The organism is Pseudarthrobacter sp. B4EP4b (assembly GCF_006680095.1).
Lineage (GTDB): Bacteria > Actinomycetota > Actinomycetes > Actinomycetales > Micrococcaceae > Arthrobacter.
The window spans coordinates 49133-65629 of sequence record NZ_VHIJ01000022.1; the positions used below are offsets into that span (position 1 = coordinate 49133).

The window sequence follows — 16497 nt, forward strand, 5'->3', positions numbered from 1 at the left end:
CCGCGCCCGCCCCAGGCCAACGACAGCTGCCCCAGCACCCGCCTAAGGACCCCAACACCATGGCTATCATCTCCGCAGACCGCGAGCGGTTCCCCAACACCCCCTGGCAACTCGTCGAAACACGCCACGAGCCGGGCGTCGAAGGCACCTTGGAAACCCTCTTTGCCCTCGGCAACGGGCACCTTGGAATCCGGGGTGCCCACTGGGCGGCGGCAGACTCCGACCTGCCGGGCAGCTTCATTAACGGCTTGCACGAGATCTGGGACATCAAGCACGCCGAAAACGCCTTCGGCTTTGCCCGGACCGGCCAACGCATCCTGTACATCCCGGACGCCAACAACTTCACTGTGGTCATCGACGGCGAGTCGCTCACCCTGGCCGAATCCGAGGTCCTGGACTACCGCCGTTCCGTTGACTTCGCTACCGGAGTCTACGAATGCCGCATCACCTGGCAGTGCCGCTCCGGGGCCGCCGTCACCACCACGGAACGCCGCGCCGTCGGCTTCGCAACCCGCGGCGCCCTCGGCATTTCACTCGAGGTGGCCACCGACCGCGAGATCTCCGTGGACGTCACGTCCTCGGTGATCAACCGCCAGGACCAGCCCGTGGAGGACCACTCGGTCCATGACCCCCGCCGGGCAGGCCGCCACGCCGGACGCGTGCTGCTGCCGCTGCGCCTCGATGGTGGCGACGGCTCGCTCCGCCTTGCCTGGGAAGCAGCGGAATCCAAGCAGCGGGTGGGCGTCGCGGTGGACCACTGGACCTCGGCGGGCCACCAGCCGTTCGATACCCTCGTGGACCAGGACGACAGCAGCGTCCGCTATGTGCTGGCAGTGGGCCCGGATGAGCCGTTCCGCCTGGAAAAGACCGTCAGCTACGCCGCGGGCGCCGGAATCCAGGACCCCTCCATTGATGCTGCCGCCGTCGCAGAAGCCGGCTTGAAGCCGGTTGCTGACATCTTCGCCGAAAGCGAGGCGCACTACCGCGAGCACTGGTCCACCTCGGACATCGTGGTGTCCGGCGGTACGCCTGAACTCCAGCAGGCCATCCGCTGGAACCTGTTCCAGCTGGCCCAGGCAACGGCCCGCGCGGACGTGGCCGGGATCCCCGCGAAAGGCGTTACGGGCTCCGGTTACGAGGGCCACTATTTCTGGGACCAGGAGGTGTACCTCCTGCCGTACCTGACCTACACCAACCCCGTGGGCGCCCGCCGTGTCCTGGAGTTCCGCCACGCCATGCTCCCTGAAGCCAAGATCCGGGCCAAGGAACTGAGCGTGGAAGGCGCGTTGTTCCCGTGGCGCACCATCAACGGGCTTGAGGCCAGTGCGTATTACGCCGCCGGCACGGCCCAGTTCCACATCGCCGCCGCCATCGCCTTCGCCACCAACCGGTTCGTCTGGGCCACGGGGGACGTGGCGTTCCGTGACAGCATCGGTGCCGACCTGTTGATCGAGACGGCCCGGATGTGGATTTCACTGGGCTTCTTCGGCAAAGACGGCATGTTCCACATCCACGGCGTCACGGGTCCTGACGAGTACACGGCAGTGGTCAATGACAACCTCTACACCAATGTCATGGCCCGCTTTAACCTGCGCGCCGCCGCTGCCCTGCGGCACGCCGGCATCAGCCAGGAAGAGCGGCAGCTGTGGGAGGCAGCAGCGAACCGGATGCAGCTGCCGTTTGATGAGCGCATGCAGGTGTATTCGCAGGACAACGACTTTATGACCCTGGAGTCCTGGGACTGGACCACGCCCCGGTCCAAGTACCCGCTGCTCCTGCACTTCCACCCGCTGGTCATCTACCGCCACCAGGTCCTGAAGCAGGCCGACACCGTCCTGGCCATGTTCCTGCAGTGGCAGGATTTCACCGCCGAGGAAAAGCACCGGGCCTTCGACTTCTACGATCCGCTGACCACCGGAGACTCAACGCTTTCCGCCTGCGTGCAGGGCATCATGGCCGCCGAAGTGGGATACTCGCGCGAAGCGCTGGAACACTTCACCAACGCGGTGTTCATCGACCTGGATGATACGCATGGCAACACCATCGACGGCGTGCACATCGCTTCCACCGGCGGGGTGTGGAGCTCGCTGGTCTGCGGCTTTGCCGGCCTGCGGGACCAGGGCCCTGTTCCGTTCTTCGATCCGCGGCTGCCTGCCGAGTGGGAGGGGCTCACTTTCCACCTCAAGATCCGCGGCCGGCTGCTGCGGGTCCAGCTCGACGCCGGCGCGCTCACCCTGGCCATCCAGGAAGGCGATCCGCTCGACGTGGACGTCCGCGGCCAGTTGGTGACTGTGGGCGCTGAACCGGTCCGGGTGGGACTCGCGCCGGTTCCGGTGCCGGAGTCCACGGTGTTCCCGAGCGGACATCCGACGGCGAGCATCCCGGTAGTGCACGCCAACAGCTAAGGCGCGCCTTCCGGAAGTTCAGCCGCGCACCTGGCCTTCGCCCGCCGTCGTCCTTTCCACCTCAGGTGACCGGTCCAGCGGGTGGGCCAGTTCGTCGTCGGGCATCCGTGCCACCCTCATGGCGATGACCGCCATGATGGGGCACACGCCCCCTGCCACCACGAAGATCAGCCAGATGGGCAGGACTTCGGCGGCGGGTCCGGCCAGGGCCATTGACACCGGCATCAGGGCGAGCGAGACGAAGAAGTCCAGGCTGGATACCCGGCCCAGGAGGTGGGGCGGAACGCGCCGCTGGAGCAGCGTGCCCCAGATCACCATGCCCACGCTGCCGGTGGCGCCGAAGATGAACAGGGCGGCCGCGATGGCCCAGAAGGTGTCCATGAGCCCGACGGCGGCCAGGGGCAGGCTGCCCGCGCCCCAGCTCACCATCATCACCGTGAGGTAGCGCCTGGGCAGCCGCAGGGAGGCCGTGAGCAGCGAGCCGAGGGCCGCGCCCACACCCATGACGGCGAGCAGGAACCCGAACATGCTGGAGTCTCCACCCAGCTGGTCGCGGACCACAAACGGCAGCAGCACCTCGATGGGGCCGATCAGGAAGAGGACCGAAATGCACGCCCAGATCAGGGTCCAAAGCAGCCACGGGGTCCGCAGCGTGTAGCTGACCCCTTCGCGCAGGTCCTGGACAAAGGACGACTTGCGGCTTGGGGTGCCACCGTCCTCTGTGCCGTTGGCCGGCGCAGCCAGTTCGTGCCGGCCCAGGAAGTTCAGGATGATGAAGGCCGAAAGGTGGCACAGCGCCACAGCCGTCACGGCGTGCGACGGCGACAGGGCAGCCACCACAACACCTGCAACGGCCGGCCCGGCGGAATGCTGGAGGACCGGCCGCATGGATCCCTCCATCCCGTTCGCGGCCAGCAGGTCCTCTGCCGGAAGGATGCGCGGCAGGATCGCGGAGTAGGCGGGGAAGAAGAAGGCAGCCCCGACGCCGAGCACAAAAGCGCCCGCGGCAACGTGCCAGAGCTGCAGCCAGCCGGCGAGCGCCAGTCCGCTGATGGCGGCGATAACGGCCAGGTTGGCACCCTCGACTGCAATGATCAGGCGGCGCTGCGGAATCCGGTCGGCCGCGATGCCGCCGGCCAGGACAAAGGCCACCAGGCCCACGCTGCCGGCCGCGGCCACCAGGGACAGCTCCAACGGTCCACCGCCGAGATGGATCACCTGGTAAACCATCGCAACGGCCCACATGCCGGAACCGAAAATGGAGATGGCCAGTGCCGAAATCAGTACCCGGTACTCGCGGTGGACAAAGGGCCGCAAAGCTTTGGGAGCGGGCATAGGGTAAGTCTAGGCTTCGGCCGGACAGGCGGCACGCGGTTGATACCGTGAAAACCGACTGGGGCCAGCCACCATGCGTGGCCTAATGTTAAGCAAGCTTAGTATCAGGAGGGCCGCAACCAACGCGGCCGGCGAGACCAACAGAGGTGACCATGGCCAGGCGCAGCAACCCCGCAGTACGAATCGCAACCGAAACCGCCCATAATGCAGTGTTCGACGCCGACGGCAAGCCCAAGCCCGGAGTCCACAACGCGCTCCTGAAGGCAGTGGAGATCCAGCGCCCGCTGGTCCTGGCCTACATCCGCCGGCTGCAGAAAAAGCACCCGCGCGCCACCGCCGCCCAGCTGGCAGACATCCTGGAGCGGGACTACCTGCGTGCCGTCACCGGAGGCGGCGCAATCGTGGGGGCCACCGCCGTCGTTCCCGGCGTTGGCACGGTGGCGTCCCTGGGACTGTCCGCTGCGGCGACAGTAGGGTTCCTCGAAGCAACCGCGCTGTACGCCACCTCCCTCGCGGAGCTGCACGGCATCCGCCTCACCAACCCGGAAAAGGCCAGCACCATGGTGATGGCCATCATGCTGGGCGAGGAGGGCACGGCCCTGCTCGGAACGCTCGGCGGACAGGCGGCCGGCAACGGCACGAACGCCACCAGGGCCTGGGGCAATGTCCTGTCCAAATCCATGTCGGTGCCCGGCTTCGGTTCGGTCCGCAACCGCATCCAGAAAGCCTTCCTCAAGAACCTCCTCAAACGCCAGGGAACTGCCCTGTTCGGCCGGGCGCTGCCGTTCGGCATCGGCGCCGTGGTGGGCGGAGCCGGTAACCTCATGATGGGGCGGGCAGTGGTGGGGAACGCGAAGGAAGCGTTTGGTCCCATGCCGGATACGATTCCCGGCGAGCTGAACGCTGCCGCACCGGACCACCTGACGCTGGAAGGCAACAACCTTGGATCTCAACGCTGACCTCGGCGAATCATTCGGCTCCTGGACCATGGGGGAGGACGCCGCGATGTTCCAGCTGGTCACCAGCGCCAACGTTGCCTGCGGATTCCACGCCGGCGACCCCGTCACCATGCTGGACAGCTGCCGCGCCGCCTATGAGCTTGATGTAACTGTCGGTGCGCACGTGGGCTACCGCGACCTCGCCGGTTTCGGCCGCCGCTCGCTGGACACTTCCTTCGATGAACTGTTCGGCGATGTGCTGTACCAGCTGGGCGCGCTCGACGGCGTGGCGCACGCCGTGGGCGCCTCGGTGGACTACGTGAAGCCGCACGGGGCGCTGTACAACAGGCTGGTGCACGACGCCGAACAGGCCTCTGCGGTAGTGTCCGCCGTGAACTCCTACGATCCCGGCCTGCCCATCCTTGGCCTGCCAGGGTCTGAGTTGTTGAAGCAGGCCAAGGAAGCGGGACATCCGGTCTTCATCGAAGCCTTCGTGGACCGCGCCTACCAGGGCGACGGCAGCCTGGTGCCGCGCTCGCAGGAAGGCGCCGTCCTGCACGACGTCGACGCGATCGTCGAGCGTGCGGTGCGCCTAGCGACTAAAGGCGAAGTGGTGGCACTGGACGGGACAGTGGTCCAGGTGCGGCCGGACTCCCTGTGCATCCACGGCGACACCCCCGGTGCGGTGGAAATGGCTTCGGCCGTCCGCGCCGGGCTGGAGGCCGCCGGCGTTGAACTGGAAGCGTTCGCCTAGGTCGGGCCTTTTGCAGCAACGCGGGGTCACTCCTGGCCCATGAACGGCCGTTTATTGGGCGTTTTGTGACCCCGCGTTGCTGTGAAAAGTAGCTGGGCTCACCCGAAAATCAGGTGCGCCACCGTAAAGATCGCCAGACCGGCCAGGGAGCCCACCACGGTGCCGTTGATCCGGATGAACTGCAGGTCCTTGCCCACCTGGAGCTCGATCTTCTGCGATGTTTCCTCAGCATCCCACCGGGCAACGGTATCGGTGATCACCCCGGCAATGTCCGAGCGGTAGGTCCGCACGAGATATCCCGCGGCGTCGCCAATCCAGGCGTTGACCTTGCCGGCGAGTTCGGGATCGTTGACCAGCCTGGAGCCGAAGTCGCGTACGGCCGCCTTGAACTTGACGGTCAGCTCGCTGTCCGGATCCTCCACTGCGCCGAGCAGGGCGTTCTTCACCGTGCCCCAGGTGCGGGAGGCAAGCTCGCGCACTTCCGGATCGCCGAGGACCTGTGCCTTGATGTCCTCCGCGCGGGCGATCATCACCGGATCGTGCTGCAGGTCCTGGGCAAGATCGTTCAGGTACTTGTCGATGGACTGCCGGACCTGGTGGTTCGGATCGGACTGCACGGCCCGGACGAACTTCAGGAACTCGATGTAGACCTTGTCGCCCACCAGCCCGTCCACGAACTGCGGAACCCAGGTGGGCGAACGCTCCGAGACGAGCCGGCTGACCGTTTCATGGTTTTCGCTGACCCAGTCGGCCGCCCGGTCCACCAGCAGGTCCACCAGTTTGTGGTGGTGCCCGTCGTGGAAAATCCGCTCCGCCAGCTTGCCCACGGGGGGTCCCCACGGCGGAGTGAGCAGGTGCTTGCGCACCATTCCTTCGATGACCGCCTGGACGTCGTCGTCGTTCAGGACCTTGAACAAGCCCCGGATAACGGCCGCGCCCTCCTTGGCCACACGGTTGGCACCGGCCGGGGTGGCAAGCCACTCGCCGGCCCGGCGGGCGATGTTCACGCTTGCCAGCTTGTCCTGGACCACCTGCTCGGACAGGAAATTCGTCTCCACGAACTCGCCCAGCGAGGCGCCGATCTGGTCCTTGCGGCGCGGAATGATCGCCGTGTGCGGGATCTTGATGCCCATGGGGTACTTGAACAGCGCCGTGACGGCGAACCAGTCGGCCAGCGCACCCACCATGCCGCCCTCCGCGGCCGCCCGCACGTATTGGAGCCACGGGTACTCCCGTTGGAGGGCGAACGCGAACACAAAAACCACGGCCATGGCGATGAGCAGTCCCAGCGCCACAAGCTTCATTTTCCGCAGCGCTGCCGCTTTTTCGGCATCGCCGGCCGTGAGTTGCTGGCGGACGACGGCGGGACGCGCCTGTTCTCCGGATGGCCCGGTGGGTGCCGGCCTGGTGGGTGCTTCGCGGGTAGTTGGCTCAGAGTTCACCTGCATGTGCCAAGCCTATCGCCGCAGTCCTGGCCGGGTCGGCTACCGTGGCTGCATGACTACTGAAGAGTCACTGCCGCAGCGGCCGCTGGTCTTTGCCCACCGCGGCTCGAGCGCCGCCTTCGCCGAGCACACCCGCGCCGCCTATCTGCAGGCGTTGGTGGACGGGGCGGACGGCGTGGAGTGCGATGTCCACCTCACCCGCGACCAGCACGTCGTCCTCCTGCACGACGCCAACCTGGACCGTACTTCAGACGGAACCGGGCCGGTGGCGGAACGGACGCTGCGTGAACTGCGCCGCCTGGACTTTTCGTCCTGGAAGGGTGTGCGCATTCCGGAAATGTACGGGGCGCGGTCGGAGCAGTTCCTGACGCTTCCGGAACTGCTGGAGATCCTCGGCGCTGCCGGCCGGCCCGTGCGGCTCGCCATTGAACTGAAGCATCCCAGCCCCTACCAGCTCAAGCTGGAGGACCGGGTGCTTGAGGTCCTGCGGGCCTCGGGCTGGGGTGCGGCGGACTCTTCCATCGGCAATGTCTCGGTGACCTTCATGAGCTTCAGCCCCGAATCCGTCCGCCGGCTGCTCCGTTCAGTTCCGGCGCAGTACGTCTGCCAGCTGGTGGATGACGTGGACGTGCGCGAACTCCGCGAGGAACTGGGCCTGGGGCTGATTACCGGGGGAGCTATAGCCAACGTGATGAAAGCTGCCCAGCTGGAAGGCGAACGGATCCTGGACGCCGGCGAAGCCGGATTGGCCGGTCCCGGCGTCGAGTACGTCCGCCGGCATCCGGGCACCATCCTGCGGTGGCAGGAGCGGGGCCGGCGCCTCCGGGTGTGGACCGTGGACACGGACCAGGACGTGGCGTTGTGCCAGGGCCTTGGCATCCACGAGATCACCACCAACGTGCCCGCCCGCGTGTTGGGGCAGTTGCACATGCCCTCGCCGCAAGGAAGGTAGGAGGGCACGGTGCAGCCTGGCAGTGACCTTCCCCCACTGTTCCGTGACCTGGTGCCGGTGTTCGCGGACGCCGGGCTGGAGTTGGGAAAGGCGGACTGGTCCTGGTCCGGCCCGCGCCGGTGGTGGGGCGGCGCGCTGGACGTGGAAGGCCTGGCCCTGGCGTCCGTAGGAGCTGCCGCTGCAGCATTGAACCTCCTGGCAGGAACTCCGGGCCGGTTCGGCACTACGGCTGCCCTGACTGCGGCTGCGTTCGATTCGTACGGCTATCTGCGGATTGACGGGCGGGGCATCCAGGGCTTTGCCCCGCTGTCCGGTTTCCGGCGCACCCGCGACGGCTGGATCCGGCTCCACGCCAATTACCCGCACCATGAACAGCGGCTGATGCAGGCGCTGGACGTCAGCACGGCAGACGGGGTGGCGGCGGCACTTGCCGGCATGACCTCGCTCGAAGCAGAAGCGGCGATTCAAGCCAGGGGAGGAGTTGCCGCTGCCGTCCGAAGCCGCAATGAGTGGCTCAATTCCCGGATGGGCAGCGCGGACGGCAGTGGTCCCTGGATCGAAGTGAATTTTGCTTCCGGAGAACCTTTGACAGCCCGGAATCGCCGCCTGTCCGGCGACGACCCAGGCCGCCCCTTGGCTGGCGTGCGCGTCCTGGACCTGACCCGGGTTATTGCCGGGCCGGTTGCCACCCGCCTGCTGGGAGCGCTCGGCGCCGACGTCCTGCGGATTGATCCGCCAGGCCTTCCTGAAATCATGGACCAGTTCGTGGACACCGGGTTTGGCAAGCGGAGCGCGGAGGCGGACCTTGCAGCCCCTGGGAACCGGCACCAGTTGCAGGAGTTGCTGGCTTCTGCCGACGTGGTCATCAGTGGATACCGGCGGGGCTCGCTGGAGCGCTTTGGGCTGGAACCGGACGTTCTGCTGGCGGCCCGGCCCGGGTTGGCGGTGGTCACGCTGGACGCCTGGGGCAGCACCGGCCCGTGGAGCGGGCTGCGCGGCTTCGACAGCATTGTCCAGGCGGCCACCGGAATCGCGTCCCTTTACGGGACGGAACATCACGACGACGGGTGGCGGCCTGGTGCGCTCCCTGTCCAGGCCCTGGACCACGCCACTGGCTACGGCGTGGCGGCGGCTGCCATCGCCCTGCTCGCCCGGCGCCAGGAGTTGGGGCTGGGCGGATCGGCCCGGTTGTCCCTTGTCCGCACCGCCGAGGAGCTGTTCAGCCTCCAGCCCACGCGGCCGGATCTTCCATTACGGCAGTTGCCCGCACCCGGATTGCGGAACATGGCCAGCAGCTTCGGGGACCTGCGCTACGTCGGCCCGCCCCTCGTGGTGGATGGGCAACCGCTCGACTATCCCGGCCCGCCGGCGCCCTATGGAAGTTCTGCGCTCGCCTGGGCATAACGGGTCCAGTGGACCGGGCTGGTTTTCGGGCCCTGCCGCGCTTGTGATTGAGTGGAGGCATGCCTTTTCCCCGGTCCGGCCGGGCCCTCCAAAGCCTTTCCGCTGCAGCCATGAGCGCCCTCCTTCTGGCCAGCGCCATGAAGCACTTCCGCGACCCCCTGTTCTTCCGCCAAGTGGTTCCCGACTACCTCTGCCTGGAGGGCAGGGACGACGGCAGCGAGCCGGACCGCCGTCGGCCGTTTGCGGTGATGACCAGGGAGGAATGGATCGCGCTGAGCGGCCTGCTGGAGCTGGCGGCCGCCGCTGGCATCCTTGTTCCGCCGGCGCGCAAGGCCACCGCAACTGCCCTCGCCGCCATGTTCACCGTCTTCCTGGCCGGGCACGTCGACGCCCTGCGCCGCGCCTACACCCCGGTTGGAACTCCTGGCCAGCGCACAGTGCATACGCTGCGGCTCCCGCTTCAAGCGCCTCTCATCCTGTGGGCCTGGAGCCTCCGGAAGCCTGCATCGTCGCCTGTCGGGCGTGAGCCGGGAGCCTGGGCGTGAAGCTCTTGTCATCCCCTGCCGTTCGGGTGGGACTGTCCATCAGTGTTGCCACGGGCTTGTACGGAGTGTCCTTCGGCGCTTTGTCCGTCACGTCGGGGCTGGACTTCTGGCAAACCATGGCGCTGAGCCTGCTGCTGTTCAGCGGCGGCTCGCAATTCGCCTTCATCGGTGTTGTGGGCGGGGGAGGATCGGGCATCGCAGCCATGAGCGCCGCCACACTGCTGGGCATGCGCAACGGAATCTACGGCATGCAGCTCAACGCGCTGCTGCACCCCACCGGCTGGCGGAAATACGTCGCGGCGCAGGTGACTATCGACGAATCCACCGCCACGAGCACAGGCCAGACCGATCCCGCAGAGCAGCGCCGGGGTTTCTGGGCAGCCGGCATCGGCATCTATGTGCTCTGGAACCTGTTCACAGCGGTGGGGGCACTCGCCGGCAGCGGGTTGGGCGACCCGAAGCAGTGGGGACTCGACGGGGCGGCGGTGGCTGCTTTCCTGGCTCTGCTCTGGCCCCGGTTGAAGGGCCGCGAACCGATCGCCATCGCAGTGGCCTGCGCTGTTGCCACGGTGGCGGCGGTGCCGTTCGTTCCGGCGGGGGTGCCGATCCTCGTCGCGGCCGTCGTGGCGGCCGTGATCGGCTGGTACAGCCATGGCCGGAGCGACGAGGGCCTGGAACCGGATGTCGAGCCCTACCGCGGGCATCACCACCGGGGCGCCGAACACCGCGGCGGTGAGGGCCGGCAGCACGGCAAGGGCGTTTCCGGGGCAGACGCATGAGTCTGTGGATCTGGCTGCTCATCGCTTGTGCCCTGGCCTACGCGTGGAAGCTCATGGGTTACTTTGTCCCGGCCAGGCTCCTCAAGGACCCCCGGATGTCGAGGGTGGCGGGAACCATGACCATCGGTCTGCTGGCGTCACTCACTGTTGTGAACACCGTGGCTTCCGGACAGTCACTGGCCGCGGACGCACGCCTGGGCGCGCTCGCGGCCGCGGCGATCGCACTCGCGCTGCGGGCGCCCTTCCTGGTGGTGGTGGTGTTGGGCGCCGGAACTGCGGCCGTGTTGAGGATGCTGGGCTGGAACTGAGCAACGACCCGGCGGCGTGACGCCAATCACTGCCGCGGGGAGCGGCGGGTTGTAGTATGAAAACGGCTATGCAGTTGGCCACGAACGGTTCGTATGAACGGCGACGATGGAAAATCAACTGCACGCGACCGGGGACAAGGCCGGACGCCCCCTCTTCCACAAGAATTCACGACGCCAGGCGGGGCTCCCGGCCAAACGCTTCTTCAGGCGATTCGCCGGCTTGTCCGATATCCCCGACGAAGACTTGGAAGCCCTGTCAGAGAGCCTGGCAAGTGGGATGGATTGTCATCCGGCGTCCCAGGTCCTGGCGCTGCAGGCCATGGTGGGCGAGGAACTCCGGGCGAGGGCAGCGGCGAACGGCGGCTAGATTGGCAGAACAGGCGGTGGGCCGGCAGGCGGCCATCCCGGACAAAGCCCCCGAATAAAGCCGGCCGGACAACCGCCGCGGGCAGCAGCCAGTTATGCCACTCCGTGCGTGGCGCTTTCGCTTGCAGCAGCGCTTTCCCTTGCACGTGAACCGGCCGACGTGGACCGTCGCAAGCTTTCTTCGACTGCCATCTCATACCAGGCCTGCGCGCCGAACTCGGGTTCGGGAGTGTCAAGGTTTTGGAAAAGGGCATCCAACAGTTTCGCGAGTTCCTCACCCGACAAGGTGGGCAGAACTTCCTCTGGACCCCGCGGATCGTTGATGTAGTGCAGAAGCCTGGAGGTGTTCATCACGATGCGGCCGTGGGCTGGAAGTGCAGGAACAGGGGCATGGAGGGCTCCATCCGGAAAGTTCAGAGAGGCTGGCTGCGTAACCCACTTGAAGTGTATTGCACCTGCTGAACGCCCACAATGGGGAGGCCCGCCGGGCCGTTCCCCCGCGTCCGGGGCCATATCCGGGCTGCTTTGCAGAAGGCAGCGTCCCGTTTTTGGCCTGTCAGGGGAGAGGCGTCAGGGGTGCGGCCGGCACCGGCACATGGACAGGAAGCGGGCGGCTGGGCCGCACTGTCCTGATGGCGTCCTCCACCAGGGCCAGGGGCCTGCGCCACGCATCTGATCCCGGTTCCATGGTGTCCACCACCCCAATGAGCATGGCCAGCAGCCGGAACATGTCCGTCATGGAGATGTCCTCGCGCAGGCTTCCCTGGCCCTGCCCGCGGACCAGCAGGATGCTGATCGATTCCATCAATGAGCCCGTGATGCCGGTGAGCAGTTCCCGGCGGCCGGCAACCGCCCCGAGAAGGTTGGCGTCGTCGCTGGCGGCGGCCATCAGGGCCTCCATGACCCGCAGCAGTCCCGCAGCGGCATCGATATCGGCCAGGGCGCCGTCCACCACCGGATCAACGGTGAGCCGGAGCTGCCGGTTAAGCGCTGCAAGGACCAGTTCCTCTTTGTCCGAGAAGTTCCGGAACAAGGTAGCCGGCCCCACGCCCGCCGTCGCTGCAATGGTCTGCAGCGGAACTTCCGGGCCGAATTCGCGGAAGCATTGGCGCGCCGCCGTAATGATCTTGTCCACATTCCGCGCTGCGTCGGCGCGGAGTGGCTTGCGGGCGACTGCGAGGCTCATGCCAAAAGGTTAGCAATGGTGGTCCTGCCGATCACCGTTACCGGGGGGTAGGGGGTTTTGTGACGGCCGCAGCGGCGTGCTCCGCCTGCGCCCTGCCTCCTCACCATGGCACACTGGCCCTATGCTGCTTGCCTTTTCTGTTGCCCCCTCCGGTACCCCCGCTGAAGGCTCCCGGCCCGCGGACGCCTCCGTTCACGACGCCGTCGCCGCCGCTGTGAAAATCGTCAGGGAGTCAGGGCTGCCCAATACAACGGATTCAATGTTCACCACCATCGAGGGTGAATGGGACGAAGTCTTTGATGTCGTAAAGCGTGCAACGGAGGCCGTGGGCCGCTACGGCAGCCGCGTTTCCCTGGTCATCAAGGCGGACATCAGGCCGGGATACTCCGGCGAGTTGACGGCCAAGGTGGACCGGCTCGAAGCAGCATTGGCTGACGGCCCCTCCTGAGGCGGCGGACCCCTAAGCGCCGGGTGCCGGCCCGGCCAGCCGGGTTCGGGAAGCGCAAATTGTCTGGACCCGCGCCGGAGCCCGTGCCAGACTGTGCCCATGTTTGAGCACAAGCCGCGCCCGGAGTGGACCGCCACCGAAAAGTTCCTGTCCGACGTGGTGGTACATCCCGATCCCGCCCTGCTCCGGGCAGTGCAATCCGCAGCTGATGCCGGTATGCCGCCCATCGAGGTGGCGCCCAACGCAGGCAAGCTGCTCAAGCTTTTGGTCCAGCTGTCCGGCGCCCGGCGGGTCCTGGAGATCGGCACGCTGGCGGGCTTCAGTACGATTTGGATGGGGCAGGGCCTGCCCGACGACGGGACGCTGGTCACGTGCGAATTCCTCCCCAAGCATGCGGAAGTCGCGTGGGCGAATATTGACTTCGCCGGACTGGGACAGAAGGTGGAGATCCGGCTGGGACCGGCACTGGATACGCTCGCGGCCTTGGCGGAGGAGGACCGCGAACCCTTCGACTTCATCTTTATCGACGCCGACAAGGAGAACAACAGCCGCTACCTGGACTGGGCGGTCCGGCTGGGCCGTCCCGGGACAACTGTGGTCCTGGACAACACCATTTGGGAAGGTGCCGTTCTGGACCCGGACATGGATCCTGTTAACGCGCCGGGAATCGTTGACGCACTGAAGCTGCTGGGCGAGCATCCCCGGCTTGATGCCACCGTCATTCAAACGGTGGGCTCCAAAGGCTGGGACGGATTCGCACTGGCCCGGATCAAGTAGCGCTGGCCTGCGCCCCGGTGTCCCTGCCTGCATCAAACTGGTAAGTATGCTTATAGTAATTGTCCGGTTGATCCCAGCCGGATACGCAGCCGCAGCGGAGGTAAATGATGAAAGCGTCGCCCACCCTTGCCAGTAACCTGCAGATGGTGCTCACTGACCTCATTGAGTTGCACCTGCAGGGAAAACAGGCCCACTGGAACCTGGTGGGCACCAATTTCCGGGACCTGCACCTGCAGCTGGACGAGATCATTGCCGCAGCCAGGCTCTTCGCCGACCAGGCAGCGGAGAGGATGCGGGCACTGCACGCCCTGCCTGACGGCCGCAGCAGCACCGTCTCCTCCGGCAGCCGCCTGGAGGAGTTTCCACAAGGGCTGGTCAGCACCAAGGACACCGTCAAACTTGTGACCGCCCGGCTTGAACGGACCGTGCAGACCATGAGGGACGTCCACGACGAGGTGGATGAGGAAGATCCCACCAGCGCTGATCTGCTCCATGCCGTCATCGAGCGCCTGGAGCAGCTGGCCTGGATGGTCAATGCCGAAACCATGGCGGCCACGGCACCCGTCACCGAACCTGCCTAGCCGGGTTCCCGGGAAGCTGGCCGGGAACCCGAAGCCGGAGGAACGAAAAAGGGCTGCTGCGGAATCGCAGCAGCCCTTTCAGCCGGTTATGGTGTCCCGGACCTAATCCTTCTTGAAAGCATCCTTGATTTTTTCGCCGGCCTGCTTCAGGTCGGCCTTGGACTGGTCCATCTTGCCTTCGGCGCGGAGGCTTTCGTCGTCCGTGGCCGCGCCTGCACCCTCTTTGGCTTTGCCGCCCATCTTTTCCGCGGCATTGTCAATCTTGTCATCCAAACCCATGGTGATTCTCCCTTCGGCTGGTGGCCGGCAGACGGTAATTCACCGGCCATGATCTCCATGCTAACCAGCCAAGAGCAGCTTCAACAGGCCTTGGACAAGAACTCAGACCAAGTCCGGGGCGCTGGCCACGATGTAGTCTGCGGCGGCGGGGCCTGTCATGGAGAGGTTGTTGCTGTCCGGGTTAATTCCGTGGACCTGCAGCGCTTCCCACAGGGCCTCCGGTGCCTGAAGCTGCTCTTTCTGGAGCAGGCACCAGCTGGTGTAGAGCCCGTACAGTTCATCGCGGCGAAGGCCCAGTCCGGGCTCCCTGTCCGCGACAACTGCTTCAGCAATAAATTGTTCAAAATGGGTGGCAGGCATGTTCGCTCATTCGGGGTCGACCGTGATGCCGCCGTATCTGCTTCAGCGGCCCTGCACGGCTCCAGTGAGTCCGCCCAGGGTAAACATGAAACTATTCCAGGGCGGTTCACTTTGTCCAGTCGCGCCGTCGCGTGCCGGGATCGAGGGGGCCGACGGCGACTGGGGGGACTGGCCTCGGTCTCAGAAGAGGCCATCTCACCGCCGGCCCCGCCTTGTCCCGGGCCACCTTGCTGACCCGGGAAACCTGAACAGGACCTTCACAACAATTTTCCCCCAACTTTCAGGTCCTGCCTAGCCCCCGGAGGCGGCGCTGGCCGTGCCTGCCTTTTCCGCCGCCCCGGGGCCTCGCAGCCCGCTAATCCCTGCCGGTACCACGCTCACGAAGCTTGTCCCGGACCCTGTCCCTGTGGCGTTCCGCGGACTCGCCGGAACGTTGGCTTCCGTTACCGTTACGGCCTGGATTCCCGTTGGAATCCCCATCTTCTCCATTTGCGGCACTGTACTTCTCGCGAAGCTCCCGTCCGAGGCGGATATCCTCGTCCGCCTGCTTCTGCAGCTTCTCGCTCTTCTTGGTGTCCCGCGGCGGAAGCTGGATGGTTTCCTCGGCTTCGATGCCTGCCTGGAGCTGGCGGCCACGTTCCACCTCTGCATCAAACTCAGCACCGAAAAGCAGGGACATATTGAGTATCCAGAGCCACAGCAGCATCACGATCACGCCGCCCAGGGCGCCGTAGGTCTTGTTGTAGTTGCCGAAGTTGCCCACGTAGAACCCAAAGCCGAGTGACGCGAGCAGGAATACGAACAGGGCAATTCCTGAACCCATGCTCATCCACTTGAACCTGGGCTGCTTGACGTTGGGCGTGGCGTAGTAGAGGACGGCGATAATCCCGATAATGAGCACCACCATGACTGGCCATTTGGCAATGTTCCAGATGGCGAGGAAAACACCGCTTAGCCCGATCAGCCCGCCCACGGCCTCAGCCACCGGGCCGCTCAGCACCAACATGCCGGCCAGGACAGCGACGATGACAATGGCCAGGAGTGTGACCGCCAGCATGGTGCCGCGCAGCTTGACGAACGGACGCCCTTCGTCCACTTCGTACACCCGGTTCATGGCCCGGCCAAAGGCCCCGACGTAGCCCGAGGCGGACCAGAGGGCGGTGGCGAGGCCGATCACCAGGGTGAACCCTGCTGCCGGCGCGTTGGCGAGATCCGAGACAACGCCCCCGACGGTATTGGCTGTCTCGGCCGGGACAAATCCCCGCACGATCTGGAGCAGGGCGTCTGTCGTTTTCTGTGGGTCCCCAAAAAGCCCGATCAGTGAAACCAGTGCCAGTATGGCGGGGAACAGGGACAACACTCCGTAGTAGGTCAGGGCGGCGGCCAGGTCCGGGCAATCGTCCTTGGTGAACTCACGCAGGGTCTTCTTGAAAATGTATTTCCAGGACGGTTTGTCCAACTCCCGGATGCCATCCGGCTTTCTGCTGTCGTTCGGGTCCGGAGCCTGGCCTGCTTTGGCTGTGCTGGTTTCGGAAGAATCCTGAGTGGCCATGGGGTTGTCCTCTCGCTCGGGGCGCAAAAGCCGAGAGGCCGGCACACCGCGGGAGTGCGGGGCCGGCCTGTCAGGTGATGCTC

The 16497-nt window shown here is 66.0% G+C and carries 18 protein-coding genes; 12 read left to right on the top strand and 6 right to left on the bottom strand.

Annotated elements, in window-relative coordinates:
* The first annotated feature begins 59 nt into the window (after positions 1-59).
* Positions 60-2405: a glycoside hydrolase family 65 protein gene (locus tag FNL14_RS08020; protein ID WP_142059100.1), complete on the top strand. Its 2346-nt coding sequence runs from the start codon at positions 60-62 to the stop codon at positions 2403-2405.
* Between the two features lie 18 nt (positions 2406-2423).
* Here the strand turns inward: FNL14_RS08020 and FNL14_RS08025 are convergent, their stop codons facing one another.
* Positions 2424-3740: an MFS transporter gene (locus tag FNL14_RS08025; protein WP_142059102.1), complete on the bottom strand. Its 1317-nt coding sequence runs from the start codon at positions 3738-3740 to the stop codon at positions 2424-2426.
* 152 nt (positions 3741-3892) lie between these two features.
* Between FNL14_RS08025 and FNL14_RS08030 the strand changes: the two genes are divergently transcribed.
* Together FNL14_RS08030 and FNL14_RS08035 are read left to right on the top strand one after the other, a co-directional pair.
* On the top strand, positions 3893-4699 hold the full coding sequence (locus FNL14_RS08030) for a hypothetical protein (RefSeq protein WP_142059104.1): 807 nt from the start codon (positions 3893-3895) through the stop codon (positions 4697-4699).
* The gene (locus FNL14_RS08035; protein ID WP_142059106.1) at positions 4683-5432 is read left to right on the top strand and encodes a LamB/YcsF family protein; all 750 of its coding nucleotides are present in this window, start codon (positions 4683-4685) and stop codon (positions 5430-5432) included. The genes FNL14_RS08030 and FNL14_RS08035 overlap by 17 nt, the downstream gene beginning before the upstream one ends.
* 98 nt (positions 5433-5530) lie before the next feature.
* Here FNL14_RS08035 and FNL14_RS08040 read toward each other — a convergent pair whose 3' ends face one another.
* Complete coding sequence (locus FNL14_RS08040) at positions 5531-6880, bottom strand: DUF445 domain-containing protein (RefSeq protein ID WP_142059108.1); 1350 nt, start codon at positions 6878-6880, stop codon at positions 5531-5533.
* A 49-nt stretch (positions 6881-6929) separates the two neighbouring features.
* On the opposite strand from FNL14_RS08040, the gene FNL14_RS08045 reads away from it, so the two are divergent.
* The 6 genes from FNL14_RS08045 to FNL14_RS08070 all read left to right on the top strand — a co-directional run bounded on the left by FNL14_RS08045 (position 6930) and on the right by FNL14_RS08070 (position 11232).
* The gene (locus FNL14_RS08045) at positions 6930-7829 is read left to right on the top strand and encodes a glycerophosphodiester phosphodiesterase family protein (protein WP_142059111.1); all 900 of its coding nucleotides are present in this window, start codon (positions 6930-6932) and stop codon (positions 7827-7829) included.
* Between the two features lie 9 nt (positions 7830-7838).
* Positions 7839-9233 (top strand): CoA transferase, encoded by a 1395-nt coding sequence (locus tag FNL14_RS08050; RefSeq protein WP_370455817.1) that lies wholly within the window; start codon positions 7839-7841, stop codon positions 9231-9233.
* Positions 9234-9292: 59 nt separating this feature from the next.
* Positions 9293-9778 carry a hypothetical protein gene (locus FNL14_RS08055; RefSeq protein ID WP_142059113.1) on the top strand — a complete coding sequence of 162 codons (486 nt, stop codon included), beginning with the start codon at positions 9293-9295 and terminating at the stop codon, positions 9776-9778.
* On the top strand, positions 9775-10557 hold the full coding sequence (locus FNL14_RS08060; RefSeq protein WP_255470740.1) for an AzlC family ABC transporter permease: 783 nt from the start codon (positions 9775-9777) through the stop codon (positions 10555-10557). The genes FNL14_RS08055 and FNL14_RS08060 overlap by 4 nt, the downstream gene beginning before the upstream one ends.
* Positions 10554-10865, top strand: coding sequence for an AzlD domain-containing protein (locus tag FNL14_RS08065; protein ID WP_142059115.1), 312 nt, complete (start codon positions 10554-10556; stop codon positions 10863-10865). Before FNL14_RS08060 ends, FNL14_RS08065 begins: the two co-directional genes overlap by 4 nt.
* Before the next feature lie 106 nt (positions 10866-10971).
* Complete coding sequence (locus FNL14_RS08070) at positions 10972-11232, top strand: hypothetical protein (RefSeq protein WP_142059116.1); 261 nt, start codon at positions 10972-10974, stop codon at positions 11230-11232.
* 555 nt (positions 11233-11787) lie between these two features.
* Here FNL14_RS08070 and FNL14_RS08080 read toward each other — a convergent pair.
* Entirely contained in the window at positions 11788-12417 is a 630-nt protein-coding gene (locus FNL14_RS08080) for a TetR/AcrR family transcriptional regulator (RefSeq protein WP_142059118.1), read from the bottom strand.
* Positions 12418-12538: 121 nt separating this feature from the next.
* On the opposite strand from FNL14_RS08080, the gene FNL14_RS08085 reads away from it, so the two are divergent.
* The 3 genes from FNL14_RS08085 to FNL14_RS08095 all read left to right on the top strand — a co-directional run bounded on the left by FNL14_RS08085 (position 12539) and on the right by FNL14_RS08095 (position 14223).
* Positions 12539-12865, top strand: coding sequence for a thiamine-binding protein (locus FNL14_RS08085; protein ID WP_142059119.1), 327 nt, complete (start codon positions 12539-12541; stop codon positions 12863-12865).
* A 99-nt stretch (positions 12866-12964) separates the two neighbouring features.
* A complete protein-coding gene (locus FNL14_RS08090) occupies positions 12965-13642 on the top strand; it encodes an O-methyltransferase (protein ID WP_142059121.1) in 678 nt (225 codons plus the stop codon).
* 107 nt (positions 13643-13749) lie between these two features.
* Positions 13750-14223, top strand: coding sequence for a Dps family protein (locus FNL14_RS08095; protein ID WP_142059203.1), 474 nt, complete (start codon positions 13750-13752; stop codon positions 14221-14223).
* A 102-nt stretch (positions 14224-14325) separates the two neighbouring features.
* Here the strand turns inward: FNL14_RS08095 and FNL14_RS08100 are convergent, their stop codons facing one another.
* The 3 genes from FNL14_RS08100 to FNL14_RS08110 form a co-directional block, all read right to left on the bottom strand.
* Complete coding sequence (locus tag FNL14_RS08100) at positions 14326-14502, bottom strand: CsbD family protein (protein ID WP_091423538.1); 177 nt, start codon at positions 14500-14502, stop codon at positions 14326-14328.
* A 102-nt stretch (positions 14503-14604) separates the two neighbouring features.
* The gene (locus tag FNL14_RS08105) at positions 14605-14862 is read right to left on the bottom strand and encodes a hypothetical protein (protein WP_091423536.1); all 258 of its coding nucleotides are present in this window, start codon (positions 14860-14862) and stop codon (positions 14605-14607) included.
* Positions 14863-15217: 355 nt separating this feature from the next.
* Positions 15218-16414, bottom strand: a complete 1197-nt coding sequence (locus FNL14_RS08110) for a YihY/virulence factor BrkB family protein (RefSeq protein ID WP_142059123.1) — start codon at positions 16412-16414, stop codon at positions 15218-15220.
* Positions 16415-16497: the final 83 nt, after the last annotated feature.